20 protein-coding genes are annotated in these 26,046 nt (G+C 57.2%); 10 read left to right on the forward strand and 10 right to left on the reverse strand.

All coding sequences use genetic code 11. The features are described from left to right. Window positions 1-7 precede the first annotated feature (7 nt). Entirely contained in the window at window positions 8-1,618 is a 1,611-nt protein-coding gene (locus HY010_19555; GenBank protein ID MBI3477936.1) for a hypothetical protein, read from the reverse strand. 366 nt (window positions 1,619-1,984) lie between these two features. Between HY010_19555 and HY010_19560 the strand changes: the two genes are divergently transcribed. The 3 genes from HY010_19560 (at window position 1,985) to HY010_19570 (ending at window position 5,999) form a co-directional block, all read left to right on the forward strand. After that, complete coding sequence (locus HY010_19560; protein ID MBI3477937.1) at window positions 1,985-3,376, forward strand: sigma-54-dependent Fis family transcriptional regulator; 1,392 nt, start codon at window positions 1,985-1,987, stop codon at window positions 3,374-3,376. A gap of 93 nt (window positions 3,377-3,469) precedes the next feature. Continuing rightward, window positions 3,470-5,353: a PAS domain-containing sensor histidine kinase gene (locus HY010_19565; protein ID MBI3477938.1), complete on the forward strand. Its 1,884-nt coding sequence runs from the start codon at window positions 3,470-3,472 to the stop codon at window positions 5,351-5,353. A 43-nt stretch (window positions 5,354-5,396) separates the two neighbouring features. Then, the gene (locus tag HY010_19570; GenBank protein ID MBI3477939.1) at window positions 5,397-5,999 is read left to right on the forward strand and encodes a hypothetical protein; all 603 of its coding nucleotides are present in this window, start codon (window positions 5,397-5,399) and stop codon (window positions 5,997-5,999) included. Window positions 6,000-6,018: 19 nt separating this feature from the next. Here HY010_19570 and HY010_19575 read toward each other — a convergent pair whose 3' ends face one another. The 5 genes from HY010_19575 to HY010_19595 form a co-directional block, all read right to left on the reverse strand. Continuing rightward, window positions 6,019-7,143: a tetratricopeptide repeat protein gene (locus tag HY010_19575; GenBank protein MBI3477940.1), complete on the reverse strand. Its 1,125-nt coding sequence runs from the start codon at window positions 7,141-7,143 to the stop codon at window positions 6,019-6,021. A 116-nt stretch (window positions 7,144-7,259) separates the two neighbouring features. Further along, window positions 7,260-7,772: a class I SAM-dependent methyltransferase gene (locus HY010_19580; protein MBI3477941.1), complete on the reverse strand. Its 513-nt coding sequence runs from the start codon at window positions 7,770-7,772 to the stop codon at window positions 7,260-7,262. A 259-nt stretch (window positions 7,773-8,031) separates the two neighbouring features. Continuing rightward, complete coding sequence (locus tag HY010_19585) at window positions 8,032-10,095, reverse strand: M13 family metallopeptidase (protein ID MBI3477942.1); 2,064 nt, start codon at window positions 10,093-10,095, stop codon at window positions 8,032-8,034. 103 nt (window positions 10,096-10,198) lie between these two features. After that, window positions 10,199-11,449 carry a glucose-1-phosphate adenylyltransferase gene (glgC, locus tag HY010_19590; GenBank protein MBI3477943.1) on the reverse strand — a complete coding sequence of 417 codons (1,251 nt, stop codon included), beginning with the start codon at window positions 11,447-11,449 and terminating at the stop codon, window positions 10,199-10,201. Window positions 11,450-11,727: 278 nt separating this feature from the next. After that, the gene (locus HY010_19595) at window positions 11,728-13,086 is read right to left on the reverse strand and encodes a nucleotide sugar dehydrogenase (protein ID MBI3477944.1); all 1,359 of its coding nucleotides are present in this window, start codon (window positions 13,084-13,086) and stop codon (window positions 11,728-11,730) included. A gap of 154 nt (window positions 13,087-13,240) precedes the next feature. Here HY010_19595 and HY010_19600 point away from each other — a divergent pair, with 154 nt between their 5' ends. The 4 genes from HY010_19600 to HY010_19615 all read left to right on the forward strand — a co-directional run bounded on the left by HY010_19600 (window position 13,241) and on the right by HY010_19615 (window position 17,494). Beyond that, entirely contained in the window at window positions 13,241-13,810 is a 570-nt protein-coding gene (locus HY010_19600) for a YdcF family protein (protein MBI3477945.1), read from the forward strand. Between the two features lie 49 nt (window positions 13,811-13,859). Further along, window positions 13,860-14,087, forward strand: coding sequence for a CDGSH iron-sulfur domain-containing protein (locus HY010_19605; GenBank protein ID MBI3477946.1), 228 nt, complete (start codon window positions 13,860-13,862; stop codon window positions 14,085-14,087). Window positions 14,088-14,256: 169 nt separating this feature from the next. Next, a complete protein-coding gene (locus tag HY010_19610; protein ID MBI3477947.1) occupies window positions 14,257-15,444 on the forward strand; it encodes a hypothetical protein in 1,188 nt (395 codons plus the stop codon). Window positions 15,445-15,562: 118 nt separating this feature from the next. After that, window positions 15,563-17,494 carry an NAD(P)/FAD-dependent oxidoreductase gene (locus HY010_19615; protein MBI3477948.1) on the forward strand — a complete coding sequence of 644 codons (1,932 nt, stop codon included), beginning with the start codon at window positions 15,563-15,565 and terminating at the stop codon, window positions 17,492-17,494. Between the two features lie 14 nt (window positions 17,495-17,508). Here the strand turns inward: HY010_19615 and HY010_19620 are convergent, their stop codons facing one another. From HY010_19620 to murQ, 4 genes are all read right to left on the reverse strand, one after another. Beyond that, window positions 17,509-18,786, reverse strand: a complete 1,278-nt coding sequence (locus HY010_19620) for an alpha-hydroxy-acid oxidizing protein (protein ID MBI3477949.1) — start codon at window positions 18,784-18,786, stop codon at window positions 17,509-17,511. Between the two features lie 199 nt (window positions 18,787-18,985). Then, window positions 18,986-19,825 (reverse strand): alpha/beta hydrolase, encoded by an 840-nt coding sequence (locus tag HY010_19625; protein ID MBI3477950.1) that lies wholly within the window; start codon window positions 19,823-19,825, stop codon window positions 18,986-18,988. Between the two features lie 56 nt (window positions 19,826-19,881). Continuing rightward, on the reverse strand, window positions 19,882-21,639 hold the full coding sequence (locus HY010_19630) for an ABC transporter ATP-binding protein (protein ID MBI3477951.1): 1,758 nt from the start codon (window positions 21,637-21,639) through the stop codon (window positions 19,882-19,884). A gap of 119 nt (window positions 21,640-21,758) precedes the next feature. Next, window positions 21,759-22,703, reverse strand: a complete 945-nt coding sequence (gene murQ / locus HY010_19635; GenBank protein ID MBI3477952.1) for an N-acetylmuramic acid 6-phosphate etherase — start codon at window positions 22,701-22,703, stop codon at window positions 21,759-21,761. A 107-nt stretch (window positions 22,704-22,810) separates the two neighbouring features. Between murQ and HY010_19640 the strand changes: the two genes are divergently transcribed. From HY010_19640 to HY010_19650, 3 genes are all read left to right on the forward strand, one after another. Continuing rightward, on the forward strand, window positions 22,811-24,316 hold the full coding sequence (locus tag HY010_19640; GenBank protein MBI3477953.1) for a sodium/solute symporter: 1,506 nt from the start codon (window positions 22,811-22,813) through the stop codon (window positions 24,314-24,316). 286 nt (window positions 24,317-24,602) lie between these two features. After that, a complete protein-coding gene (locus HY010_19645; GenBank protein ID MBI3477954.1) occupies window positions 24,603-25,262 on the forward strand; it encodes a glycine cleavage system protein H in 660 nt (219 codons plus the stop codon). Window positions 25,263-25,293: 31 nt separating this feature from the next. Continuing rightward, on the forward strand, window positions 25,294-26,046 hold the full coding sequence (locus HY010_19650) for a 4Fe-4S dicluster domain-containing protein (GenBank protein ID MBI3477955.1): 753 nt from the start codon (window positions 25,294-25,296) through the stop codon (window positions 26,044-26,046).

The raw sequence follows: 26,046 nt of genomic DNA on the forward strand, positions 1-26,046 counted from the left end.
AGAGAAGCTATTCCGCCTTCTTGCCGGCTGCCTTCTTGGCGGCTGGCTTCGGATGGTCGGGAATGGCTTTGATTTTGGATTCGTCCACCGGAGCCGTGCTGCTGGCCTCGGGGAAGGTGGCGCCGGACGGGACGATCCACTGCTCGGAGGTCGTCGTACCCTCGTTGCCAGTGCGAACCTCGATCCGGCTGGGATCGATGTTCTGCTTCGCTTCGCCGCCCGAGATGTAGAACTTCACGTCGGCTGCGCGCTCGCCGGCCAGGTTCTTACGCTTCTCTTTCGGATCGGCGTTGCCGACGACGACCAGCTTGGCTTCCGGATCCTGCTGCAACTTCAGCGCAACATCGTCCAGCATGGCCTTGCAGGTGTTGTCCACGCGCCAGGGCTTCATCTTGTTGGGATACTGGCACTCGTTCAACTTGCTGGCCTGCGGCGGCGGCGGTGGGGGATTCTCCACCGTGACCGAACTCGAGGTCGAAGCCGTCAAACCGCGCGAATCGGTACAGGTCGCATTTACTGTGACCGTGCCCGATGGCGCGCCCGTGGTGTTGAGGGTCGCGGTGTTGCCGCTGCCCGAAATACTGCCGCCACTGGACGTCCATCCACCGACCGTGACAGGAACGCTGTCGGGGCTGGTGCAGGTGCAAGTGATGGTAGAGGGCGAACCGGTCTGGACGCTGGTCGGACTCGCCGAGCAGGAAATTTGCGGCGGGTTCTTTGGCGGTTCCTTTACCGTGAAGTTCGAAGTGCAGCTCGCTTCATTGTTCTTCTTGGCCTTCGGATCGGTCACATGCGCAGTCACTGCGTAGCTGCCGCCCGGGACACCATTCGTGTCGATGTTCGCGCCCGTGTCCTTGCCATCGAGTTTGCCACCGGTGCTAGACCAGGCATAGGTCAGCGGGTGCTTCGGATTGAAGTTGTTGGCGGCCACGGTCGCATGGACCGGTTCTCCGACCATGACTTCGCTGTGGTCAACCGAGCAGGTCGCGGCCACCGGCAATTCCGGAGCGCCACCACCCAGATTGAATACGACGCCCGTGCGCAGGCGCGTTCCGCTAAGGACCGGATGACGAAGGTTCGAATCGGTGATCGGGGCTGCAAAGTTGTGCCGACCGAGAACATAGTCCACTTCTATGAGACGCAGACTCATTAACTTGAAGAGCTTTAAATCAATACCGCCACCCAAAACCGCTCCGAGGTTATTGTCTGCTCCGAGTCCTTTTACGTTGAGACGATTCACACCAAGAAGGGTGTGAGCGAAGATGTTCAGGTTCTCTCCGCGCCAAGTTAACCTCGGCCCGCCGCTGAATGTCGACTCAGTGACATCCCCTCTACGATTCATGCCAGAATCAGCTTCCAAGGCCCAATACTTCGTGAAGTTGTAGGCGACACTACCGCCCCCACCCTTCGGGAGTGACGGGAGAGTGAACGAAACCGGATTAGCAGTTGACTGCGGCACCTCGCCGCCGGGGTTCAACCATTGATAGCCGACAAATATGTCAACTTTTGGCGGCGCCTCGTCTTGCGCGCTCATGAATGATGGGAACATCGCAACCACTACCGCCAGCACAAATGCTACGCAAGCACTTCTGCGGTGAGCCTGGGAACAAAGTGACATAGATTCCTCCGAATCAAATCCACAACGATCATGTGTTAATGAGAGCAGAATGAACAGACCAACGAAACCCGACTGCACAAATGATGTGCCTGCCCTTGGGAACCATGAATTCTACAGCACGATGCCACTTCTCGAAAAGGAAAAGAATTGCATTTGGCGGCGCTTCGGCCACCTTTGCGACGAAAAGCAGGGTTGCATCAGGCTCGGACAAGGCATCTCAAATTGATATTGCCGGGCTTGGAGTCTTCCTTGAACAGCCATGCAGGGGCCGCCCGAATCGACTACATTCTTGAGCTGCGCAGACGATTTCAGGGTGTGCAGGGTTGCGAGGCAACGCTGCAGGGCCAATAATAAGGGTTTGCGCCTATGACACAAGAACGCATACTCATCGTCGAGGACGAAGCCAACGAACGTACCGGCTTGGCCGAACTAGTTTCCAGCTGGGGCTATCGCACCGACACCGCCTGCGACGGCGTCGAAGCGATGGAAAAAGTTGCTGCTTTCTCGCCTTCCATCGTCATCACCGACATCAAGATGCCGCGCATGGACGGTATGGAATTGGTGGAAGAACTCTCCGACCTTTCCCAGTCGATCGCCGTGGTCATGGTGACGGCGCAGAAGACCACCGAGACTGCGTTTCACGCCGGGCGCCTCGGTGTTCAGGACTACATTGAAAAGCCGATCGATTTCCGACGCCTGCGCTCGATCCTCGGAAATATCGGAGAGATTCTCCAAACGCGCACGGAGAACGAAACCCTGCGGCGTTCACTACGCGACAAGGGAGCCTTGGGCCGACTCGTGGGATCTTCTCCGAAGATGCTGGAGATTTTTCATCTCATCGAGATGGTTGCTCCCAGCACCGCGTCCGTACTCATAACCGGAGCCAGCGGCACTGGGAAGGAGTTGGTCGCGCGCACGATTCACGATCTGAGTCCGCGCCGCAACAAGCCGTTCGTCCCGATCAATTGTGCGGCCATCCCGGAAACTCTGATCGAAAGTGAAATCTTTGGCCACGAAAAAGGAGCGTTCACGGGCGCACTCGAACGCCGAACAGGCTGCTTCGAACTTGCCGAAGGTGGAACGTTGTTGCTGGATGAGATCGGCGAGATGCCGGTTGGTACGCAGGCGAAATTGCTGCGCGTGCTCGAAGACCACAAGGTGCGGCGCCTCGGCAGTAAAGCGGAAACCGCGGTGGATGTGCGCGTCCTGGCAGCGACCAACAAAATTCCTGATGATGCCGTTGCAACCGGAGAACTACGCCAGGATCTGTATTACCGGCTGAATGTCTTCAATATCAACATGCCGTCTCTGCGGGAACATAAGGAAGACATCCGCGACCTGGTCAAGTCTTTACTCGCCGAGATGAGCAAGAAACACGAACGCAAAGTGGCCGACGTCAGCGAGGCGGTGCTCAACTTGTTTCAAAGTTACTCGTGGCCGGGGAATGTCCGTGAGTTACGCAACACTCTGGAGCGCGCGGTAATTGTCTGCGAAGGTGGCCTGGTCGAAACCAAGCACTTGCCTCCCGGCTTCGGACAGAGCGTTCGTCCGGCAGTTCACGATCCTGATGCCGTTCACCTGGGTGTGGGGACAACCGTAGAAGAGGCTGAAAAGCAGCTCATCCTCAAAACCCTGCAGGCGACGACAAACAACAAGACGCGGGCCGCTGAAATTCTTGGGATCAGCCTGAAAACTTTGCACAACAAGCTCAAGGAATACGGTCGGGCAACAGATTCGGTGTTGACGGCGGAGGAATAGCGAGAACTGAGTCGTTAGCTCCTTATTGAGATGGCATTCTGAGGATCACTATTCCTTAGCGAACTCACAGTCAGCAACGGCCGAAGAACTCCCATGAGCCGAAAAGCCATTATCGTGTTCGCGATCACGACGCTTATCACGGCGCTGGTGTTCGGATTTTCCTGGGTGTACCTCTCGCAACTGCTTCGGCAACGCCTGTTGTGGGCGGACGAGACGGCCTCGATGCTCACGCGGCAGTTGGAGTACACCGCTTCCAAAGCCGTCCCCGATCTCACCAGCACGCGTGTCGACACCTCGAATCCGAAAGCCGTACGCTCCGCCGTCTCGGACTACCTTCAGAACGACGCGAATCTCAACGATATGCTGGAATCGGTGGTCGGGAATTCTCAGATCATCTACGACGCCGCCATCGTCGATCCCGCAGGCATCGCGATTCTTGACACGAACCCCGCATTGAACGGTAAGCCGATTCCACCCCGCTCGGACCTGATCGTTTTGCGAGATGCCGGCTTTCGCCGCCAGTTGCGTCTGCTCTACAACCTGGGCTCGGTGTACGACGTCAGCATCCCGTTGCAATTGGGCGGACAGCCCTTCGGCAGCGTGCGCGTAGGAGTTGCAACCGTTTTCCTGCGCAACGAACTGACGCCGAGGCTGCAGCAGGCGGCTTTTTTTTGCGTGGTCGCGATTTTTTGTTCGCTAGTGCTCTCCGCGGTTATCTCCAACCTCGCGCTCGGCCCTCTTAAACGAATTGCCGCGAATCTGGATAGCGCCAGCGCGGGCGGTACCGAGATGCTTCCCGCCGACGACTCGCCCGCCGATGAAGTCGGCCTCGTATCCCTGAAGATCGCGCACCTGGGGCGCCAGATCCGTGACACCAACCAGATTTTCTCAGCGCTGAAAGACAACGTTGAACAGGTCATGGCTAATCTTCAAGACGGGCTCATGCTCTTTACACCTGACTCGCGGGTGGTGCTGGTGAGCGCATCTGCCGAGCAGTTCCTGGGCCGTCCCCGGCACGAAATTCTGGGTCGAAGCGCACAAGAAATTTTTTCCGACGGTTCACCTCTCGGCGCGGTTGTGCTGCCAGCCTTCACGGCACGAAGGAACCTTGTGCAATACGAGTTCGATGCCGCCGACAAGCGACGGGTGCAAGTTTCACTCGATTTCATCCAACAGAAAGAAGCTTCGATCGGCGCGCTGCTCATCATGCGGGATCTCGAGTCGGTGCATCGAATCGAAGACGAAATCGAAATTTCGCGCCGCCTTTCCGCCAGTGGGCACAAGACGAAAGAAGTGGCCCACGAAGTCAAGAATCCGATGAATGCGATCGTGCTTCATCTTCAACTTTTGCAGGACAAAATGCAGAGTTCTGATCCTGAGACACGCCGCCACATGGCAGTAATCGGGGACGAGATCCACCGCCTCGATCGGGTTGTACAAACGCTGGTGGATTTCACGCGCCCGCGCGACCTTCGCGAACAGGACGTCGATATGCGGAAGATCCTGGAGGACGTTTCAATTCTCGCTGCTCCCGATGCCGAACGGCAGCGTGCGCTCCTGGTCCGGGAGTTTTCGCACGAACAACTCATCGTGCGGGTGGATTCCGACCTCATGAAGCAAGCAGTACTGAATCTTGTACTAAACGGACTTCAGGCTATGGACCAAGGTGGAACCTTGACGCTCGCGGCCCGGCGCGAAGGCGACATGGTGGTCGCCGAAGTGCGCGACCAGGGCCGCGGAATTCCGCCGGAGTTGCAGGAAAAAGTCTTCCAGCTCTACTTCACGACGAAAAAAGATAAGGGCGGAACTGGGATTGGATTGGCGCAAGCGTCCCAGTATGTGGAATGGCATCACGGGAAGGTAGATTTCGAATCGAAAGTGGGGGTGGGCACGACTTTCCGGCTGCGATTGCCGGCGGTCAACGGAAATCGTATGACCTCGAAGGATGTTACTGCCGCGTCGGAACGAGTGGGATAGGCGTTGCGTCCGGCAGTAGCCAGAATCGCATCTGAACTTCTATATGCCTTGGACCGCCATCCTCGTTATTCTGTTGTTGTCCTCGCCTCCCGGCGCAGGAGTGAGGGGAGACGACTCCTCGCAAGCGGTACCGGCGCAAAGTCAGCAGGCACCTGCAGCCGAACCGACTCCAGCGAGCAGCAGTGATCCGATACCTTCTGAAAAAAAATCTGAGGAAGGTCCACCGGCAGCGAAGAAAAATGAATCAGTTCCGCAAAAAGCGATGCCCACTCCGGCTGCCAGTGGCGTGCGGAAACGTCGTGGACGAATCAAGAAATCGCCCCCGCCCAGCACGGAAAGCGAGCCCCGAAAGATCGTCGTCCACCAGGGTGGAACCACAGAACCCGGCGCGCAGATTCTGCCAGGGATGACTCCCGAGGAAGCGGCCAGGCAGCGGGAGAGCACCGAGCAGTTTCTTGCTGCCGCTGAAACTTCTCTGCAACAACTAGCCTACCGGCCGATCGACAAGAATAAGCAGGACACGGTCGTCCAGATTCGCCAATACATGGACGCCTCCCGTGCAGCGCTCAAAGACAGCGACCCTCAACGAGCCCACACCCTGGCGCAGAAAGCCTATTTGTTGTCGGATGACCTCGTGAAGCGCTAAACGTAGCGCCGCCACTTCCCTATTTCGGCTTGGTGGTGCGCAAGCCGTTCACTTTTTCCAGCAGATCGCGAGATGGACCCTGCAGTGGGCCCGGAATCTTCACTGCTTCTTCGAGAACCGCTCGCGCCTCGGCCGCTTTGTTGGTTTTTCCGTAGGCATATCCCAGGCGATAGAGGGCGGTCGCATACGAGCCCTCCTCCTGACCTTTCAGTAGCGCAGCGGCTGCCTTGAGTTCCACGATTGCGGCCGGCACCTTCTCCTGCCGGACATAAGCCCAACCCAGGCTGGAATGGGCGGACCCTGCTGAAATCTTGCGCGTTTTGTCGGCGTCGGAAGCATCGGCTTTCGACAGTTCAATCACTTTTTGCGAATATGTAATCGCTTTTGCCCAGCCCGCTGGACGAGTGTCTTCCACATAGGCATTCGCCAGCAAGAGCATGGTGGGCACGCTGTTCGGATTCGCCGCCAACGCTTTTTCTCCGTAGGCGAACATGCGCGACGAATCGTTCAGTTGTCCGAACGTGAACATCGCATACTGAGTCACAGGCTCGTCGAAGCGTCCCGCCGGGAACGACGGCGAGAACCGCTCGATGTAGCTCATGCGAGTCTTCGCGTCCTTCTCGTCGGCAATGGTGTTGAAGGCAATTGTCTCGAGGTATTCGTAAGAAGTCTTGTTACTCTGCTTCGCGTCGGCGATACGAGACGCGAACACTTCGTCCGTAAGCCCTTCCGGTTTGGGAGTCTGCTCAACCGAGTTGTATGCTTTTCCGCCCCGCACCGCGTAATCGAACATCTTCGCGCTGGACTTCATTTGCTGCGCGATGTTCACCTGCGAAACCAGAATGTCGAGATTGTTGGGAGCGCTGGCTAACGCTTTGTCTCCATAGCCGAGAGCTTTTTCCAGATTGCCATCGGTCTGGTAGGCCTGGGCCAGTTGCCAGTTGCCATACGCAACCGCAGCGGGATTGCCGGAAAAATTCGCGACAAACTCTTCATACATGGCGAGTTTTTTCGCCGCATCCTGCTCGTTCGAGATCGCGGTGAGTGCCTGATCTTCCGGAGTGCCAGCCGCAATGACAATTTTGTCGAGTTGGGCAAATGCAGAGAGAGATAGGAGCACGACAACGACGGCGGCACGACGCATGGCAGCCTCCGGGAGACTAGAGATTTTGCAGCGCGAATCGTAACGCCGAATGGGTCGCGGCGCAAGGAACGGGATCACGGCTCTTCACGGATTTAAGAGAAAGGTATTCTGCAGGACTACTTCCGCCCCTCGCGCTTCTGCGCAACGACCAGGCCTCGCGGCGTCCGGAGAAGCACTACGGAAATAAGCCCTTCGCGCTCCAGGTTCAAGGCAGCGTCGCGAACGATCTTCAAATGGGAACTGGCATCGTGCATCAGGATCAACCCGTAAGGATTGATCTGGGGCAAAAACCGGCGGATTTCCTGCTCGCGTATCGGCATGTCACTGTCGCTGAAGAACAGATCGATCGTGCCTTGGACTTTCATTTCGAGGCTGGACTCATTGCGGAGTTCAATCCACTCGGCGAGTCCGGAAGTGGCGATTCGCGATTTGGCGCTCTCGTAAACTTTCGAATCGTATTCGCAGGTGATGATTCGTCCGCGACCGTTGGCTTTCAGTCCTTCCGCGATCCACAACGTGCTGATGCCGCTGAAGGTTCCGGTCTCGACAACCAGTTCCGGCTTGATCGTAGTCACGATGGTCCGAAGGAATTCCAGGACCTCAACTTCCGCGGTCATGGAGTCGTACATGCTCCACCATTCCGGGTGCGGGTTCTCCGGGGTGGCACGGTGATATTCGGGCTGGAGATGATCTCCACGCTCGATTTGCCGCAGGATGCGATGCTCCTGCTTTTCTTTTTTGAAGAGGCGCCTCAGGGAGAGTGTCAAGGTGTCAGGTCTCAGGTGTCAGCAAAACCATCGGCATTGGCGATTATCACACGATCACCGGGTACCCGGAAAGAAACCGCCTTACCCTGACACCTGAGCCCTGACACCTGAATCCTGCTTCCTACCAAACCCGGCAGGCGTTTTCGCGGACCATCGCTTGCCCGGTTTTGCATCCCCACGCCTGTTGAAATTCGGGCATGTTCTGGACCACGCCATTCACACGATATTTTCCAGGAGAGTGTGAATCCGTGTTCACAAGCGTACGCGCCAGTTCCGGACGCCGCTTCTCGCACCATACCCGGCCGAATCCCAGGAAGAATCGCTGTTCCGGAGTGTAGCCATCGATTTTTTCGGCAGCCTTGCCGGACTTGTCGGCCGCAACCATTTCGCGCAGCGCCATCAACGCGATGCGCGCGCCGCCGTTATCAGCTGTATTTTCGCCGAGTGTGAGGCGTCCGTTCAGATGCAGGTCGTCTACCGCGACGAAACTGCTGTATTCGTCGGCCACGCAACTGGCACGCTTTTCAAATTCCTTGCCGTCCTGCTCCGTCCACCAGTCGCGCAGATTTCCCTGCGGATCAAATTTGCGGCCCTGGTCGTCGAAACCGTGAGTAAGTTCATGGCCAATCACGACTCCGATGCCGCCCATGTTCACGGCATCGTCGATGTTGTTGTCAAAAAATGGCGGCTGAAGGATGCCGGCCGGAAAAACAATCTCGTTATACGAACCGCTGTAATACGCATTCACGGTGGGTGGAGTCATCCCCCATTCCTTGCGATCGAGAGGCTTGCCGATCTTCGCGATACGTCGGCGAGCCTCGAATTCGTTGGCGCGCAGAATGTTGCCCATTAGATCGCCGGGTTCGACCTTGAGCGAACTGTAGTCGCGCCAGACGTCGGGATAGCCAATCTTGTTACGGATCGCGTCGAGTTTGACCTTGGCTTGCTTCTTGGTCTCGCCGGTCATCCAAGGCAAGCCCGCAATGTCCTGATCGAGGGATCTTTCAAGCGCATCTACCATTTTCAGCATGCGCTGCTTGCTCTCGGCTCCAAAGGCGACCTCGACATATTTTTGTCCCAGCGCTTCTCCGAGATCGCTGTCGGTTTCGTCGACGCACCGCTTCCAGCGATCCTGAATCTGTTTCTGGCCGCTGAGATACTGCCGCATTTTGAAATTGTTGTCGACCCATTCCTTCGACAACCAGGGTGCCGCACCATTCAACACATGCCAGGTCACGTACGTCTTCAAAGCATCGAGCGATTCCGTCTCCAGCAGGCCGTTCACTTCCTTGAAAAAGTCGGGGTTAACAACATTCAGCTCTGTAAACACGGGCGTCCCGACGGCCGTAAAGTAGCGGGCCAAATAGAAATTCGGAGCCAGGGCCACCGCCTGGTCGCGCGCCATTTTGTGATCGCGATTCTTCGGATCGCGGCGGAGGGTGCGATCCATGGAGGCCTTGGCCAGGCCGGTCTCGATGCGCAGTACCGTCTTCGCCGAATCGCCCGCCTGTGCCGGAGTCTGTCCCGTCAAGGTAAACAGTTGCGTAGCGTACTCGATCATGTGCTGGCGCATCTCCGCCATCTTCTGCTGCTGGTCAGGGGTATCTTTCTCCCCATCCACGTAATATCTGCGATCCGGCAGTGTGAGTCCGCCCTGATCGATGTTGCCCACCACCATGTCCGCGTTGTGCAGGTCGGGGGAAGAGTAGAAGGCAAACAATCCGCGCGCTCCCTGGAGATGAACATGGGCGAGTTCGTCGATGAGCGCGGACTTATCCTTCACGGCCGCAATGCGGTCCAGCGCTGGCTTCAGAGGCGCGCTGGCTCGGGATTCGACGGCCTTCTCGTCCATGCAGGAGCCGTAGAAATCGCCGATCTTCTGAGTCAGAGCATCGCGTCCACTGGGCGCGCCCGCGGCTTTGTCCAGGATGTCTCTCATCGTGTACTGATTGCGCTCATCGAGTTCTGCGAAGCTGAGCCAGGACGATTGGTCGGCGGGAATCTCCGTGTTCTTCAGCCAGGTGCCGCAGGCGTACTGATAGAAGTCTGTGCAGGGATCGGCCGACTTGTCGAGGTTGTCGATGCTGAAACGCTGCGAAGGTTTAACCGCAGCCGCAACCGGGGCGGCTTGGCCAAAGCTTAATGATGAGACCATCAAGAGGAGAGCCACAGACAGAAAACGCATAACGACCTCGCAATTTGAAGAAACCGGGAAACAGACGTCCTTTGTAGAGACGCGGCACTCCGTGTCTGGTTAGCCGAGGATCAAACCTGCCGTGAGACTTGGGCTACTCGCTCGTGAAGTAGTCCACCGCGACGGGATTCTCGAACAACGAGTAATCGCGTGTCACCACCGTGATACCGCTCTCCGTCACAAAATAGCGTTCGCGGTCGGCTTCGGCGTCGTAGCCGATGTTGGTCCCCTCGGGAATGTGAACATCGCGGTCGAGAATGGCCCGCCGGATCTTGCAGCGGCGTCCTACGTTAGCGTGCGAAAAGAGAATGCTGGACTCCACTTCGCTATAGGAATTCACGCGCACGTCTGGCGAGAGAACGCAGTTCTGTACCGATCCACCAGACACGATGCAGCCTGACGACACCAGAGAGTCAAGGGCGTGGCCCGTCCGGCCGGTTTCCGCAAACACAAATTTCGCCGGTGGATACTGCCGCTGATAGGTACGGATCGGCCAGTGCTCGTCGTAGAGGTTAAACACCGGCGACACGGAAACCAGGTCCATATTGGCTTCGTAGAAAGCTTCTAATGTGCCCACGTCGCGCCAGTACTGCGCTTCTTTCTTGTTCTCATCAATGAAGTTGAACGAGTAAACGCGGTAGTCCGCAAGCATCTTTGGCAGAATGTTCTTGCCGAAATCGTGGCTTGACGTCGGGTCTTCCGCGTCCTTCAACAGCACTGGAATGAGGACATCGGTGTTGAAGATATAGACGCCCATCGACGCCGAAATCATGTTGGCGTCGTAGGGCGACCGCAGGTCGGTCTTCTGCGGCTTTTCCTGGAAGCCGACGATGCGGCTGTCGCGATCGATATCGACCACGCCGAAGTGCCGACACTCCTCGGGGTCCATAAGGATCGTCGCGACCGTCACGTCCGCGCCGGCGTCGTTGTGCTGCTTCAGCATGATGCTGTAATCCATCTTGTAGATGTGGTCGCCGGAAAGGATCAGCACATGCTTGGGTTGCTCGGAGCCGATCGAATAAATGTTCTGATACACGGCGTCGGCTGTGCCCATATACCAGTTATCGCTCACCCGCTTCATGGGCGGCAGGATCTCGACAAATTCTCCAATCTCGCGCCCGAAAATATTCCATCCTTCGCGGATGTGCCGGTTCAAGGAGAGTGCCTTGTACTGGGTAAGGATGTAGACGCGGTGCAACCCGGAATTCAGGCAATTGGAGAGAGTGATATCGATAATGCGGTAGATCCCGCCAAATGTAACCGCCGGCTTGGCACGATCGCGGGTGAGGGGATAAAGACGTTCGCCCGCGCCTCCCGCGAGCAGGACTCCGAGTGTATCTTTCATCGGTGCACCGTGAGATCGTAACGGTTACGTGCCGCGGTTCCGAAAATGACGCCTAGGGTCCGGAAACCACAGTCAACCGCCGAATACTAGCACAGCACGAGGTTGGCGCGGGAACCGTCCCGGAAGTAACAGGAAAAGGCGCGGGAAAAAATTTGACGGCAAGGCGAGTTGGGCCGGCTCGCCGCTCGCCTCCTCGGTAGGACGCCACGTTGTCGGCGCAAGAAAAAGAGACGGGGGCAAGCCCCGTCTCTACTTGATTCTTTCTTGCTGAAACTGCCCTAGCAGTGGACGATCTTCTTGCTGTCGATGCCACGCGTTGCGTAGCGGGAATCTACAACCAACTGGGCTTCTTTCACGATCTTCTTGTAGTCGTAGTCGGTGTGGTCGGTCACGATCAGCACACAGTCGTACTGGCCGAGATTGTCGAGAGAAGTACGCTTCATCTGCAGGTCGTACTTGCGGCCACGACCCACGAACGGGAAATAAGGATCGTTGTAGCTGACTTCGGCGCCTTCTTTTTGCAGCAGTTCGATAATGGTCAGCGCTGGAGATTCGCGCAGATCGTCGATGTCCTTTTTGTAGGCCACGCCGAGCACCAGGATCTTCGACCCATTGATCGCCTTCTTGTGCTGATTGAGGGCGCCGATCGTGGCGGAGATTACGTTGTACGGCATCGCCGAGTTCACTTCGCCGGCGAGTTCGATGAAACGCGTGTGGAAATCAAACTCTTTCGCCTTCCAGGAAAGGTAAAACGGGTCGACGGGAATGCAGTGTCCGCCGAGGCCGGGTCCCGGATAGAACGGATGGAAGCCGAACGGCTTGGTGGCAGCGGCTTCGATGATTTCCCAAATGTTCAGGTCCATGCGGAGACAGAGCATCTTGAGTTCGTTGACCAATGCGATATTCACGCAGCGGTAAATGTTCTCGAGCAACTTGGTCATTTCCGCGGCAGCAGGCGACGACACCGGAACGGTGCGCCGGAAAATTGAACCGTACAATGCGGCCGCGATTTCCGTGGCTTGCTTGTCGAGACCGCCGATCACTTTCGGGATATCGTGGCGGGCCACCTGCGTATTACCGGGATCCTCACGTTCCGGCGAAAACGCAACCCAGAATTCCTGATCGCTGGCTGCACCCGAACGCGACGCTTTCAATCCCGCACGATTCTCTTTTTCGAGAATCGGAATCATCACTTCTTCGGTGGTGCCGGGATAGGTAGTGCTCTCGAGGATCACGATCTGTCCGGCGCGCAGGTAAGGCGCGACCGCGTGCGTGGTATTGGTGATATAGCTGAGGTCGGGTTCGTGATACTCGTTCAGCGGAGTGGGCACGCAGATGATGATGGCGTCCATCTCGGTGATGCGCGCGTAGTCCGAGGTAGCGTTGAAACCGCTGCTCTTGGCTGCCTTGATCTCTTCCGGCGAAATACGGAAGATGTAGGAGCCGTCCTGGGCTAGGGTATCGACTTTTTTCTGGTCGATATCGAACCCGGTCACGGGAAATTTCTGCTCACTGTAGAGCAATGCCAGCGGAAGTCCAACGTAGCCTAAACCAATGATTCCCACTTTCGCCTTGCGGGCTTCAATGCGGGCTTTCAGGTCAGTCAGGAGGGAAGAAGAGGTCAGTTGAGTGGTCATAAGTCCAAGAGAATTCTAGCATCGAACACGTTGCTTCCAGCCGCAGAAATAGGCCTTTTCGCTGTATTTTCATGAGCATGGCACAAATGGGTGATTACTCGCGTAATCGAATTCCCCAGGATCGCGCATTCCTTAGTAACATTTCGAGATTCGCATGCGCATTCGGCTGATCCTTCTCTTTCTTGTCGGCGTCCTGGTGCTTGCCAGTCAGGCCGGGCGCTTGCTGGTTGTCGACGCTCCGCAACCCTCGGACGCCATCATCGTGCTGGCGGGCGAAACGTCTGTGCGTCCGGAGCGTGCGGTCGAGTTGTTGCGTCAGGGAATGGCCCCGCGCGCGTTTCTGGATGTGGAATCGCACGATGTTCTCTACCAACAACCGCTCATTGATTTGGCGCAGCGTTACATTCAATCCCTGCCTGAGAAGGACCGCATCGTGGTGTGTCCAATTACGGGCTTCTCCACGTTTGCCGAAAGTGACGACATCAATCGCTGCCTTCAGCCACTCGGCGTGCATCGCGTGCTGATCGTAACCTCCGCTTCCCACACGGGACGCGCACTGCGGATACTGCGCCTGCGCTTGCCGCAATATCAGTTCTCCGTTGCCGCCGCGCAGGACGAGGGTCATTTCGGATATCAATGGTGGACGAATCGCGAGTGGGCGAAGACGACGTTCGATGAATGTGCGAAGCGAGTGTGGTTTGAGGCGGTGGATCGCTGGAAGTGAGCACGACAAAGCTGTGTTAGTTTTGATCATTCATCCCACTGGAGGCTGCATGTCACAAGTCAAAATCACGGTCCGCCCCAACGGCCCATTTCGCGTCGAGGATCCCAATGGCCTGGTTGAACTGGTCGACCCTAGCGGCAACAAGTACGACCTTACTGGGAAGCCCGCGTTTTCCCTCTGCCGGTGCGGTGCGTCCGTGAACAAGCCATTTTGTGATGGCACACACAGCAAGATTGGATTCCTCGCTGCCGAAGCGGCTGTCAAAGCCGAGGGATAGTTCCAGTCCTGTCGGTGCCGCGATCCTCCCCCTCCTCACCGACATGCATGCCGCCCCTCGTGCAGGCATGTACCTAACTGCAAACCGGGACCGCCGAAATGCTTTACACGGCGGTTTTCCAATGATCTAGCATGGATTCTCAGGGGCTGGCACGCCGGCTCGCGTGATCATGAACGCCTCGCCAAAACAACACGCCATTCGTCGTAGTACGAGGCTGCCGCTTGAAATCCCCATTCTCATCACTAGTCTTGATCCGGCGCGGGATTTTTCCGAGGAGTGCAAGACCACGCTCGTCAACGCGCATGGATGCGGCCTGATTACGCAACACGCGCTCCCGCGCGACCTCCCCGTTCGACTTGAAATTGTCTCCGCCAAACGCCACGTTACAGCGCGCGTCGCCGACGTTGTTTCGTTGGGTGGAGAGCCGGAAACATGGCTCCTTGGATTGGAACTCGATACCCCTGGGAACTTTTGGGGAATTGAATACGCCCCATCCGACTGGAAAATCGAAGAGGCTCCGCAGCCGGCCGCAAGCAGCCCTCACGTACCGGAACCCGCGGCGGCCACGCAACCTGCTCCTGCCGGCCGCCGTTGGCGCTTAACGGACATCAGTGCTGGCGCTTGTTACCTGGAGGCTGTGGACCTGCTGCCCGTGGATACTCCGGTCCTCATCAGCGTTCGAGTGGCAAGTTCAGAATGTCTTCTGGACGGGGTAGTCCGCGCCTCTCATCCGAATCTAGGAATGGGAATTGAGTTTACTTCTATAAAACAGGATCATCGCGCCCGCGCCGAGGAACTTATCGCGCAGCTGACGACTCACCGCGAAGTGCCCCGTGTATTCGTTGGACGGAAGGAAGGCCCGCGTGCCGTCCAGCCGATCCGTGCCGCAGCGCCGTCAGGAGCAACGGACGATCCCTTCGATGCGCTCCTTACCTTGATCCGGCAAGGTGATTCGATGCCGATCGAGAAATTCCTGGAGGATCTGCGAGCCCAGAGATTGGGCGATCGGGCCGAACCGCGCATCGACGTTACGTTGCCGGTCGAGATCAGCGGTACCGACATCCATGGCAAATCGTTCGTGGAAACCGTCCGAACGAGCAACGTGAGCCGGCGTGGAGCACAACTGGAAGGTGTTCAGGCAAAATTGCGGGTCAACGACATCGTCTCCATCGCGTCCGGCGACCGCCGGGAAGATTTCCGAGTGTCATGGGTGGGCGCGTCCCTGACCTCGTTGGCAGGCCAAATCGGCGTAATTGTGATCGAACAGAACACTACGCTTTGGGACCCTGCGATTCAGGTCGCCGCCCGGCAGCAGCAACAAGAGCCTGCCGTTCCAGGGGCAGGAAAAAGGAAATAGAGCAGCGCGCATGCCACTCGCGGCCTGAAGCGTGCATCGCACAGCCAGGAACCTCACACAGTGGTAAACTCCCTCGCCGGAGGCACTTTTGTCAGACAAACGGGACCGAGCACTAGGGATGGGCGCCAGCATCACGCGCCGCGACTTTTTGAACGGAGTGGCATTGACGGCGGGGGCAGCCTTGATTCCGCCGGAAATGTGGGCGGCAGCCGCCACTGATCTCGAGCCTCAGAACGCCGCTGGCTACTATCCTCCGACTAAGACCGGGCTGCGTGGATCGCACGTCGGCTCCTTCGAGAACATGCACAAGCTTCGCGACCGGGCATTCTGGGACGATGCGTCCAAACCTGTCGAGACGGGCGAATCCTACGACCTGGTAGTTGTGGGCGGAGGCATCAGCGGACTCTCTGCCGCCCACTATTTCCGCCAATCCGCGGGCGAGAAAGCCCGAGTCCTCATCCTCGATAACCACGACGACTTCGGAGGTCATGCAAAGCGCAACGAATTTCACGCCGGGGACCGTACCATCCTCGGATTTGGCGGTACATTTTCGATCGAGAGTCCCTCTCCTTACAGCAAAGAAGCAAAGGCGCTGATCGAGGAACTCGGCATTGATGTTCCCTCCTATCGAAAATATGTAGACAAGGATCTCTATCGCTCGTTCGGATTGAAGCCGCATATTTTTTTCGACAAGGAAACCTTCGGAGCGGACAAACTGGTTGTGAACCCGGCTCGCGCGGGCGGCGACGAAAGCGGTATCAATGCGGCGACGGGCCAGGCTGAGTTACAGGCGTTCCTGAAAGACGCTCCGCTGTCGGAACAGGCGAAACAGGACTTTGTCCGCCTGCTCACCGAGAAAAAGGACTATTTGCCGGGACTGACATCGGACGAGAAGAAAGCCAAGCTCGCCCGGATGAGTTACGCCGCATACCTGACCGAGACCATCGGTGTGAGCGGCGAACTCGTCAAGCTTTTCCAGTCCATGCCGCATCCACTATTTGGTTTTGGAATCGACGGCGTTTCAGCGCAGGATGCATGGGGACTCGAACTCCCCGGATTCGCCGGCCTCGCGCTCGACCCTGCTCCTGGCAAAGGGCAGAACCGCGACACGATCCGCAGTGAAGAAGCCGACAAATATTTCTTCCACTTTCCGGACGGCAACGCTAGCATCGCACGCCTGCTGGTGCGCAAACTGAACCCTTCGGCCATCCCCGGCACAACGGCAACGGACGTCGTTCTTGCCAAGGCTGACTACTCCAAGCTCGACACCACTTCGTCCGCAGTGCGGATTCGTCTCAACAGCACTGTCGTGAAGGTGAAGCATGTCGGTGATCCGGCGACCGCCAAAGAAGTCGAGATCACCTACGCGACGGGCAAGAATCTCAAGAGTGTCCGGGCAAAGAACTGCATTCTGGCCTGCTGGCATGTCGTCATCCCCTACATTGCGCAGGAATTGCCCGATCCGCAGAAAGAAGCGCTTGCCTCGGCACAAAAAGTTCCGCTCCTTTACAACAACATCGTGCTCCGCAACTGGAAATCATTCGAAAAACTCGGTGTCAATTCGATTTATTGCCCAAATATGTATCACTCATTCGTGAATTTGGATCTGCCCGTTTCCATCGGGGGATACGAATGCACGAAGAAGCCCGATCAGCCGATCGTGGTTCACATGATGAAAGCCGCATGCAAACCGGGCCGCACCGGCCGCGAGCAGCACAAGATTGGGCGCATCCAGCTTTACACCACGACATGGGAAACGTACGAACGCAATATCCGGGAGCAGTTAGCGCGCATGCTCGGTCCGGGCGGATTCGATCCCGCACGTGATATCCAGGAAATCACAGTGAACCGCTGGCCGCACGGTTACGCCTACCAGTACAACTCCCTGTTCGACGATTTCTGGCTGAATGGAGGCGAGACTCCGTGCCAGGTAGCCCGTAAGCCCTTCGGCCGGATAGCAATTGCGAACGCCGATGCCGATGCCTACGCCTACACGGACTGCGCGATTGACCAGGCCTATCGCGCGGTACAGGAACTGGCGAAGAAATAAGTTCAATTCGCTTGTCAGGCTGGCCGAGGTACCACGTGCGTGCGCGTGATGTCCGCAACCGATGGCGTTCCCGCCTGCCGCATAATTGTTTCCAACTCGCGCCGCAGGATTGTAAGCACCGCTTCCACGCCGGGCTGCCCGAAAGCCGCAAGTCCCCAGTTATAAGGACGTCCGATACCCACTGACGCCGCACCCAGCGCAAGCGCCTTGAAGATGTCAGTGCCGCGCCGAATTCCCCCATCGAGGAGCGCAGGGATCTTCCCGCCACAGCCTTGCACAACTTCCGGCAGGCACTCGATGGTCGAGCGCAACGTCTCTTCACCGCGTCCACCATGGTTAGACACAACCAGGCCATCGACGCCATGCTTGACAGCCAGTTCCGCGTCCTCGCGGGTCACGATACCCTTGATGACCAGTTTCATCTTCGTCGAATCTTTTAGCCGCGCCACAAAATCCCAGTTCATCGAGGGCGGATGCAGATCACGGACCTTTGAAACGTCAAGACCGTCGAACATCGGAAACTGGTGCAGGTAGTTGCCGAATCCTGGCTGATGACAGTCCGCACAATCACGCGTATCGACCTTCTTCGCACGCCAGAGCGTCTCCCGGTTACTGTTCGACTGCAAATCCACGGTAAGAACGAGTACCGGACAGCCCGCCGCCTCCGCGCGTTTCACAATCGCGCGCGTCAGATCCCATACATCGGTTGCGTAGAGCTGCTGCCAGATCGGTGCGCCGCGTGCGGCAGTTACTTCCTCAACGGAAGCGCTTCCAACCGTGGACAGCATGTACAGATGATCCTTGGCCCGGGCTCCCTTTGCGGATGCAACTTCTCCATCTGGATGAAACGCTTTCTGGGAACTGACGGGGCACATCACGATTGGCGAAGTCCAGGGCGTCCCGAAGAGTTTCACCGACATATCGATCTTGCTGACATCAACCAGACGGCGCGAACGGATCTCCAGATGGGAATAGCCTTCGCGATTGGCGCGGATCGTGGCGTCGTCATCCACGCCGGTGGCGAGATATCCAAAATGCGCGGGAGGAAGAACCTTGCGCGCAACTGGTTCGAAGTCCAGCACATCGAATGCCTGGTCGGCGCTGGTGATGAGGTTCTCGCCCGCTGCGATCCCTTCTAAGGCAGTCTGCGCGCCCTTGTCGTCCAATGGATGCAGCGCCAGCATCTTCGCAAGCGGACCGTGAATCAGACCGCCACTCATCAGCAGCGGACTGGCCGCCAAGAAGCCGAGAAACCGGCGACGCGCTTTAACATTCTCTTCTGGTCTTTGCATCACTGTGTCTCTTCCCGGGAGAGGATTGGATCGCGCTCCACGCTATCAGTGAAGACGGAAGGTTAGCAAGGTTGGAAAAGACTGCCGGGGTGAATAGGAATAGACGTCTCTTGCGGTGATGAAGAATTGTCATCCTGAGCCGTGCACAAACAGAAAGCAGGTCCTTCGCTTCGCTCAGGATGACAAGTCCGAAGTTCGACTAGGCTGCGATGCGTTGCGCCTTTTCCAGGAATTCAAGCAGATCGCCGTTGATCTGGTCTTTTTCGGTCTGGCACATGCCATGCGGGAACCCCGGATAGACCTTCAACGTTGCTCCCTTCACGAGCTTCGACGACAACATCGCGGCCGCGCCAATGGGGACGATTTGATCGTCGTCGCCATGAAGGATGAGCGTTGGCACGTCAAACTTCTTGAGGTCTTCGGTGAAGTCGGTTTCGGAAAATGCCTTGACGCAATCGTAGGCGGCCTTGAGGCCGCAAAGGGTGCCCTGAAACCCGAAAGATTCACGCAGTCCCTCGGAAACTTTAGCGCCGGGGCGGTTGAATCCGTAAAACGGCATGCTCAGGTCCTTCCAATATTGCGAGCGGTCCGCTAGAACAGCTGCACGGATCTCGTCGAACACCGCCATGGGCAAGCCCGCAGGATTGGCCGCAGTCTTTAACATCAGCGGTGGCACCGCACTGATCAGCACCGCGGCGCTGACTCGCTTGGTGCCATGGCGTCCGATGTACCGCGCCACTTCTCCGCCGCCCGTCGAGTGCCCGATGTGGACGGCATCCTTCAAGTCGAGTTTTTCGGTCAGCGTTGCGAGGTCGTCGGCATAGGTATTCATCTCGTTGCCGTTCCAGGGCTGGCTGGACCGGCCGTGGCCGCGGCGGTCATGAGCAATGCAACGGTATCCGCGTTCCGCCAGAAAGATCATCTGGTCTTCGAAGGCGTCGCCGCTGAGTGGCCAACCATGACTGAACACGACGGGCTGTCCCGTACCCCAGTCCTTGTAGTAAATCTCGGTGCCATCTTTTATTGTGATCGTAGGCATAGGCTGCCTCCTTTGAGTTGTGATTCCCCACTTCTGACCGTGTCAGCAGGACTGGATCAGCTCGCTGCAATTGCTTCGCGTTCGCCCACCTGCTGCCGCCACATTGCGTAGTACAGGCCCTTCTGATCGAGCAACTCGGAATGACCGCCAAATTCAACGATGCGTCCACGTTCGAGCACAAAGATGCGATCCGCATGCATGATGGTCGACAGGCGATGAGCGATGAGAATGGTGATCGCTTCCTGATTCGTCGCCACCTCGCGGATCGTCCGGCTGATTTCTTCTTCCGTCAGTGAGTCGAGCGAAGAAGTCGCTTCGTCGAAGACCAGCAACTGCGGCCGGCGCAACAACGCGCGCGCAATCGAGAGCCGTTGCTTCTCGCCGCCGGAAACTTTTACGCCGCCCTCGCCGATCAGCGTGTCCAGTCCACGATCGGCACGTGATAGAAGGCTATCCGCCGCTGCCTGCTGCAGGACTTCCATGCATTCCTCGTCGGTGGCCGTGGGATTCACAAACAGCAGGTTCTCGCGGATCGAACCTGAAAACAGCTGAGTGTCCTGGGTGACGAAACCAATCTTCTCTCGAAGTAGATCAAGGTCCACGCGATTGGAAGGAATACCGTTGTAGAGAATCGTACCTTCTTTGGTCGAATACAGTCCGACGAGAAGTTTCACGAGGGTCGACTTGCCTGCTCCCGACGGTCCGACAAAAGCAATCGTGTCGCCGCGAGCCGCGCTGAAGCTGATTTCATTCAACGCCGGCAGGCTCGAACTCTGGTGCTGAAAACTGACGCGCTCAAATTGCAAAGTCATCAACTCATCTACCGGTGCGGGATTGGCAGGCTTGGGATCCCGTGGGGTATCGAGTATCTGCTGGAAGTTTGCCAGCGAAACTTCCGTCTCGCGGTAGATATTGATCACGTTCCCCAGTTCCTGCAGGGGCGTGAAAATGTAGAACGAATAAATCATCAGCGAGAAAAACTGCCCGATCGTGATCTGCTGCCGGAAAATCAGGTACAGCATCAGGAACAGGATGCTGGTGCGCAGCGCATTGACGCATGTCCCCTGGATGAAGCTCAAGCTCCGCAGGTACTTCACCTTCTTGAGTTCGAGTTTGAGAATTTTCCCGGTGACTCCGTTCAGGCGGACCACTTCCTGATGCGCGAGTCCAAGGCTCTTTACCAGTTCGATGTTGCGGAGTGATTCCGTCGTGGATCCCGCCAGCGCAGTCGTCTCGGCGACAATCGTCTTCTGAATCTTCTTGATCTTCTTGCTGAGCACTGAACTGATAATGCCGAGCATGGGGACGGTGATCAGAAATGCCGGGGCGATCGACCAGTGCACGCGGAAGGCATAGATCATCACAAACACGATGCCGATCAGCGAAATGAAAAGAACGTTGATCGCCGCCGTGATGAACCGTTCCACGTCGCTGCGGACTTTTTGCAGTTTTCCGAGCGTCTCGCCACTACGCTGATCTTCAAACACCTGGTAGGGCAATTCCAGCGAATGGCGGATGCCGTCCGAATACATCTTCGCGCCGAGCCGCTGCACGATCACGTTCGTGAAATAGTCCTGAAAATTCTTGGCCACTCGCGACACAAATGCCACGCCCACCGCTGCTAACAGCAGCAGCCCGGCGCCACGGATAAATTGCGCCTGCGTGAAATCGTGGTACTTGGTGGCGTAGTTGTCGATCACATGGCGGAAGATCACCGGATCGAGGAGCGAAAAGATCTGATTGGTCGCGGCCAGCAACAAAGCTACGACAAAGAGTTTCCAGTACTGCTTCGCATAGCGATAAAGAAGATTCATGGTTTCCAGGGCAGCTACAACGGCAATGTTCTTTTAGATGGTAGAGGAAGCGCCGCGATTCAGGAATGCAAGGTTGTTTTGCAAATGCGGGAGGCCGCTTTTAAGAGGCCAATTGGCCACTACAGTCGCTGACCGCGCCGGGCGATTGTAATGGCAAGTCCAACGTCTCCGGACGCTAGCTTCAGAGCTTTGGCCGCGGCCACACGATTGGCCTTCGCTTCCAACATCACCAGCGCTACCGGCACGTTTTTGCCTGAGTTCTTCAAAGCTTGCCTGGCGACGGACCGTCCAACCCCGGCGGTCAACTCAAGGATCGCCAACGCCCGCCCAGCCAACTTCTCATTTTTCACGTGCACGTTCACCATCAGGTTGCCGTACACGTAGCCCAGCCGCGTCATGGCGCCGGTGGTAAGCATGTTGAGGATCATCTTCTGCGCCGTGCCCGCCTTCATTCGCGTCGAACCTGCGACAACCTCGGGACCAACCTCGGCGACGATCGAGACGTCCGCCAACCGTCCAAGCGGCGAATTTCGATTGCAGGAGACCGCGATGGTTTTCGATCCATGGGCACGCGCGTAGCGGAGTGCTGCGATCGTAAACGGAGTACGACCGCTAGCTGCAATGCCGACCACAATATCTTTCTTGCCCGGCTTCTTTCGAGCAAGTTCGCTGCGGCCGAGAGTCAGGGAATCTTCACTTGCTTCCACTGCGGCCGCGAGCGCCCGCTTTCCCCCGGCAATCACGTACTGCACCGTCCGAGGATTCGTATTGAACGTGGGTGTGCATTCGGAGGCGTCGAGCGCACCCAGCCGGCCACTCGTGCCTGCACCGACATAAATCAGGCGCCCGCCCTGGCGCAACGCGCCGGAGATAAGATCGATGGCATGTCCAATCTGCGGCAGTGCGCGCTTGACCGCACCCGCCACCTTGGCATCTTCCGAGTTGATGATGCGCGCAATCTCGATGGAACTCTTCCGGCTGAGATTGATCGATGCCGCATTGATTTTTTCTGTGCCTAACTTTCTCAGGTCCGGCACTCTTGCGTGTTTCACTCGCTTCTCCAGGGTGGTTCGAGATGGCTCGTTTCAACTTTCGAATGAACCAATTTCTAATGATATCCTCGTGCTTCGTGAACCGTTGGCGCCTATGCGCGCCAAAATGGAAAAGCTCGATGGGTTTAAATGCCTGGGATCTGGCTGTCATCGCTCTCTACCTGACGGGTATCACGGTCTTTGGCCTGCGCTTTCGCAAAAAGCAGCGCTCCTTAAAGGATTACTTCCTCGCCGACAACAGTATTCCATGGTGGGCGATATCGCTGTCCATTGTTGCAGCGGAAACCAGCACGCTGACGATCATCAGCGTCCCTGGACTGGCGTATGAAAAGGACTTCGGCTTTCTTCAACTGGTGGTCGGCTACCTGGTCGGGCGTGTCATTATCAGTTTTCTGCTGATTCCCCATTATTTTCGCGGCGAGCTTTTCACCGCGTACCAGTTGATCGAGCGCCGTTTTGGCCAGAAGCTTCGCGCACTCACGGCCGGCCTGTTCCTGATTACTCGCGCAGCTGCCGAAGGCGTCCGGGTATTCGCGGTGGCAATCGTGATCGGGATCGCGCTCTCGAGTTTCCTCGTCGGCCTGGGCGATTTCGGACGCGACTTGGCCGCCATCGCGATCGTCACCTTTCTGACACTGCTCTACACTTTCGAAGGCGGCATGGCGGCGGTCATCTGGACCGATGTCGTGCAGATGGGGATTTATGTAACTGGCACTCTGGTCGCGTTCGTGACCTTGCTCCACCTGGTGCCCGGTGGATGGAGCACGATTCACCAGGTCGCAGGCGACGCTGGCAAGTTCCGCGTATTCGATTTCTCCTGGAATTTCTTCAAGACATACACGTTCTGGTCCGGCCTGATCGGCGGCGCGTTTCTGACCACCGCTAGTCACGGCACGGACCAACTCATCGTGCAACGTTTGCTTGCGGCACGCAATGAACGCCACTCCAAGCTTGCATTGCTCTTCAGTGGAGTCGCGATCTTCTTCCAGTTTGGACTCTTCCTGTTCATCGGCGCGATGCTGTTCGTCTTTTACCGCTTCTTTCCGCCAGAAGCCGCATTTCGGAGAACCGATGTCATCTTCCCCACTTTCGTCGTCACTCACTTGCCCCACGGCATAAGCGGATTGCTGATCTCTGCGATCCTGGCGGCCGCGATGTCGAATCTCAGCGCGGCATTGAACTCGCTCTCGTCAATTTCGATCGTAGATTTCTACGCTCACCTGCGCCCGAATGCCAGTGACAGCCGCAAGTTCTTCCTCTCGCGCGTTGCCACCGTGGTTTGGGGAGTGATCCTTTTTGGACTCGCGATTCTGGCGCGACAGGGAGGCAAGGTCGTCGAGATGGGGCTGTCGATCGCCTCGGTCGCTTACGGTTCCCTGCTCGGTGTCTTTCTGCTCGGAGTGCTTACACGGAAAGCCACCGAACATGGCGCCATGGCGGGCATGCTCTGCGGCTTCATCCTTAATGTCTACTTGTGGCAGTTCACCAAGGTCCCATTCACTTGGTACGTGGCGCTAGGGAGCATCGTGACGTTTGCGGTTGGCTACCTTGCGAGCCTGCTCTTGCCTGAAGGGGCTGAATCCAAGAAGATCCGCGAGGACTTCCACTCGCGAGTCACCCGCTGAATCGCCGCATCCAAGTTCCCTGGCCATCTTGCAAGGTTTTGAAACTAGGTCTGTTAGTGCTCGGCTCTGCCCGTCGCATACAACTCATGCAAAATGCGGTAACCAGCTGCAAAGTGCGGTAGCTGCAATCCGCTTCGTAGGTCCTCCGTCGCGCTAACTCCAAGCCCTGTAACAAATCGCACACCCTCTCGATTTTGTCACTGACGTGCACTTGATGAGGATGAAACCAGCGCAGAGCATGCGTCGGATTCGCAGAGCAGCGGCATTGAGCGTGCGAGGAGGATCTATGTCCATTCTGGTGGTACTGCTGATGTTCCTTCTGATTATCAGCGTCCGATATTTTATTGACCCAAAAGTTCGGCCCTCACTGGAAACGGAAATCGTTGCCCGACCGCAGCAGCCTTTGGTTAAGCGCGAGTACGGGTTCGATGTCCCGCAGGGCTATTGCTTTCATCCCGGACACATGTGGGCCATGAAGCAAGGCGCAGATGATGCGCGAGTGGGAATCGACAAGTTCGTCACCAACCTCATGGGAACGATCGACCACATTGATGTGCGCGGAGCCGATCACTGGGTCCGTCAAGGACAGAAGCTCATCACCATCAGCGGTGGCGGCACCAGCATCGATCTTCTCTCGCCGGTCGAAGGTGTAATCACGGCGATCAACAACGATGTCCTGCAAGATCCAAGTCTGCTGATGAAGGACCCTTACGACAACGCCTGGATCGCGGTCGTGAAGTCTCCCGATCTCCAGTTAAATCAGCGCAATCTCGTACAGGGCGGGATGGTGCCGCTCTGGATGCAGCACAACCTGATCCGGCTGAATGCGATGCTATCGCCCACTCCTGCACTGGCGCAGGATGGCGGCGGCCCGATCTGCGGATTGCTGCCGAAGCTTTCTCCAGAATTGCGACAGAAAGTAGCCGAAGAGTTCTTCCTGTCCTAAATAGAACCCGGCTACGGAAAGGATACGAGTTATGGCAACCACAGAAGCAATCCTGGTCGATATCACGAAGTGCATCGGATGCCGGAGCTGCGAGCAGGCGTGCAAGCAGATCCACGGCTTCCCGATGGATACCGAGGCCAAGCTTTCTCCCACCGCACTCACGGTGATTGAAGAGCGTGGTGACCGATTCACGCGCAGGATGTGCATGCACTGTCAGGATCCGGCATGCGCATCAGCATGCCTAGTCGGCGCGCTGAAGAAGACCTCGGCTGGTCCGGTCACTTATGACGGCGCCAAATGTATCGGCTGCCGCTACTGCCTGGTGGCGTGCCCGTTCAGCGTGCCTCGTTACGAATGGACGAAGCTCGCTCCCTATGTGAAGAAATGCGATATGTGCGCCGGGCGTTTGGCGAACGGCCAGCAGCCAGCCTGTGTCGAGGCATGCCCCGTGCAGGCTTCCATCGCAGGCAATCGCGAAGATATTTTGCAGGAAGCGCAACGTCGCATCGTCAACAATTCGAAATACGTCAACCATATCTACGGCAGCGACGAAGCGGGCGGAACTTCGATCTTCTTCATTTCTGACGTGCCGTTCGAAAAACTTGGATTCGCTGCCGCTCCGAAGCAACCGCTGCCGATGTTGACAGCGAGTGCGCTGGGCGAAGGGCCCACGGTGATCCTGCTGGGTGGCGCCGTGCTCGGCGGCCTGAACTGGATCACACGACGCCGCGCGGAAGTCGCGCTCGCCGAAGCCCGCGAAAATTCTACACAGGAAAGAGGTTGA

The sequence above is a fragment of the Acidobacteriota bacterium genome, assembly GCA_016196065.1.
Lineage (GTDB): Bacteria > Acidobacteriota > Terriglobia > Terriglobales > Acidobacteriaceae > Acidiflorens.

Coding starts and splice junctions, on each gene's coding strand:
- HY010_19595 (MBI3477944.1), bottom strand. CDS start 13,086: ATGACCACTCAACTGACCTCTTCTTCCCTCCTGACTGACCTGAAAGCC.
- HY010_19575 (MBI3477940.1), bottom strand. CDS start 7,143: ATGCGTCGTGCCGCCGTCGTTGTCGTGCTCCTATCTCTCTCTGCATTT.
- HY010_19620 (MBI3477949.1), bottom strand. CDS start 18,786: ATGCAAAGACCAGAAGAGAATGTTAAAGCGCGTCGCCGGTTTCTCGGC.
- HY010_19585 (MBI3477942.1), bottom strand. CDS start 10,095: ATGCGTTTTCTGTCTGTGGCTCTCCTCTTGATGGTCTCATCATTAAGC.
- HY010_19560 (MBI3477937.1), top strand. CDS start 1,985: ATGACACAAGAACGCATACTCATCGTCGAGGACGAAGCCAACGAACGT.
- HY010_19570 (MBI3477939.1), top strand. CDS start 5,397: ATGCCTTGGACCGCCATCCTCGTTATTCTGTTGTTGTCCTCGCCTCCC.
- HY010_19640 (MBI3477953.1), top strand. CDS start 22,811: ATGGGTTTAAATGCCTGGGATCTGGCTGTCATCGCTCTCTACCTGACG.
- HY010_19610 (MBI3477947.1), top strand. CDS start 14,257: ATGAACGCCTCGCCAAAACAACACGCCATTCGTCGTAGTACGAGGCTG.
- HY010_19580 (MBI3477941.1), bottom strand. CDS start 7,772: ATGTACGACTCCATGACCGCGGAAGTTGAGGTCCTGGAATTCCTTCGG.
- HY010_19555 (MBI3477936.1), bottom strand. CDS start 1,618: ATGTCACTTTGTTCCCAGGCTCACCGCAGAAGTGCTTGCGTAGCATTT.
- HY010_19565 (MBI3477938.1), top strand. CDS start 3,470: ATGAGCCGAAAAGCCATTATCGTGTTCGCGATCACGACGCTTATCACG.
- HY010_19615 (MBI3477948.1), top strand. CDS start 15,563: ATGGGCGCCAGCATCACGCGCCGCGACTTTTTGAACGGAGTGGCATTG.
- HY010_19650 (MBI3477955.1), top strand. CDS start 25,294: ATGGCAACCACAGAAGCAATCCTGGTCGATATCACGAAGTGCATCGGA.
- glgC (MBI3477943.1), bottom strand. CDS start 11,449: ATGAAAGATACACTCGGAGTCCTGCTCGCGGGAGGCGCGGGCGAACGT.
- HY010_19600 (MBI3477945.1), top strand. CDS start 13,241: ATGCGCATTCGGCTGATCCTTCTCTTTCTTGTCGGCGTCCTGGTGCTT.
- HY010_19645 (MBI3477954.1), top strand. CDS start 24,603: ATGTCCATTCTGGTGGTACTGCTGATGTTCCTTCTGATTATCAGCGTC.
- HY010_19625 (MBI3477950.1), bottom strand. CDS start 19,825: ATGCCTACGATCACAATAAAAGATGGCACCGAGATTTACTACAAGGAC.
- HY010_19605 (MBI3477946.1), top strand. CDS start 13,860: ATGTCACAAGTCAAAATCACGGTCCGCCCCAACGGCCCATTTCGCGTC.
- HY010_19630 (MBI3477951.1), bottom strand. CDS start 21,639: ATGAATCTTCTTTATCGCTATGCGAAGCAGTACTGGAAACTCTTTGTC.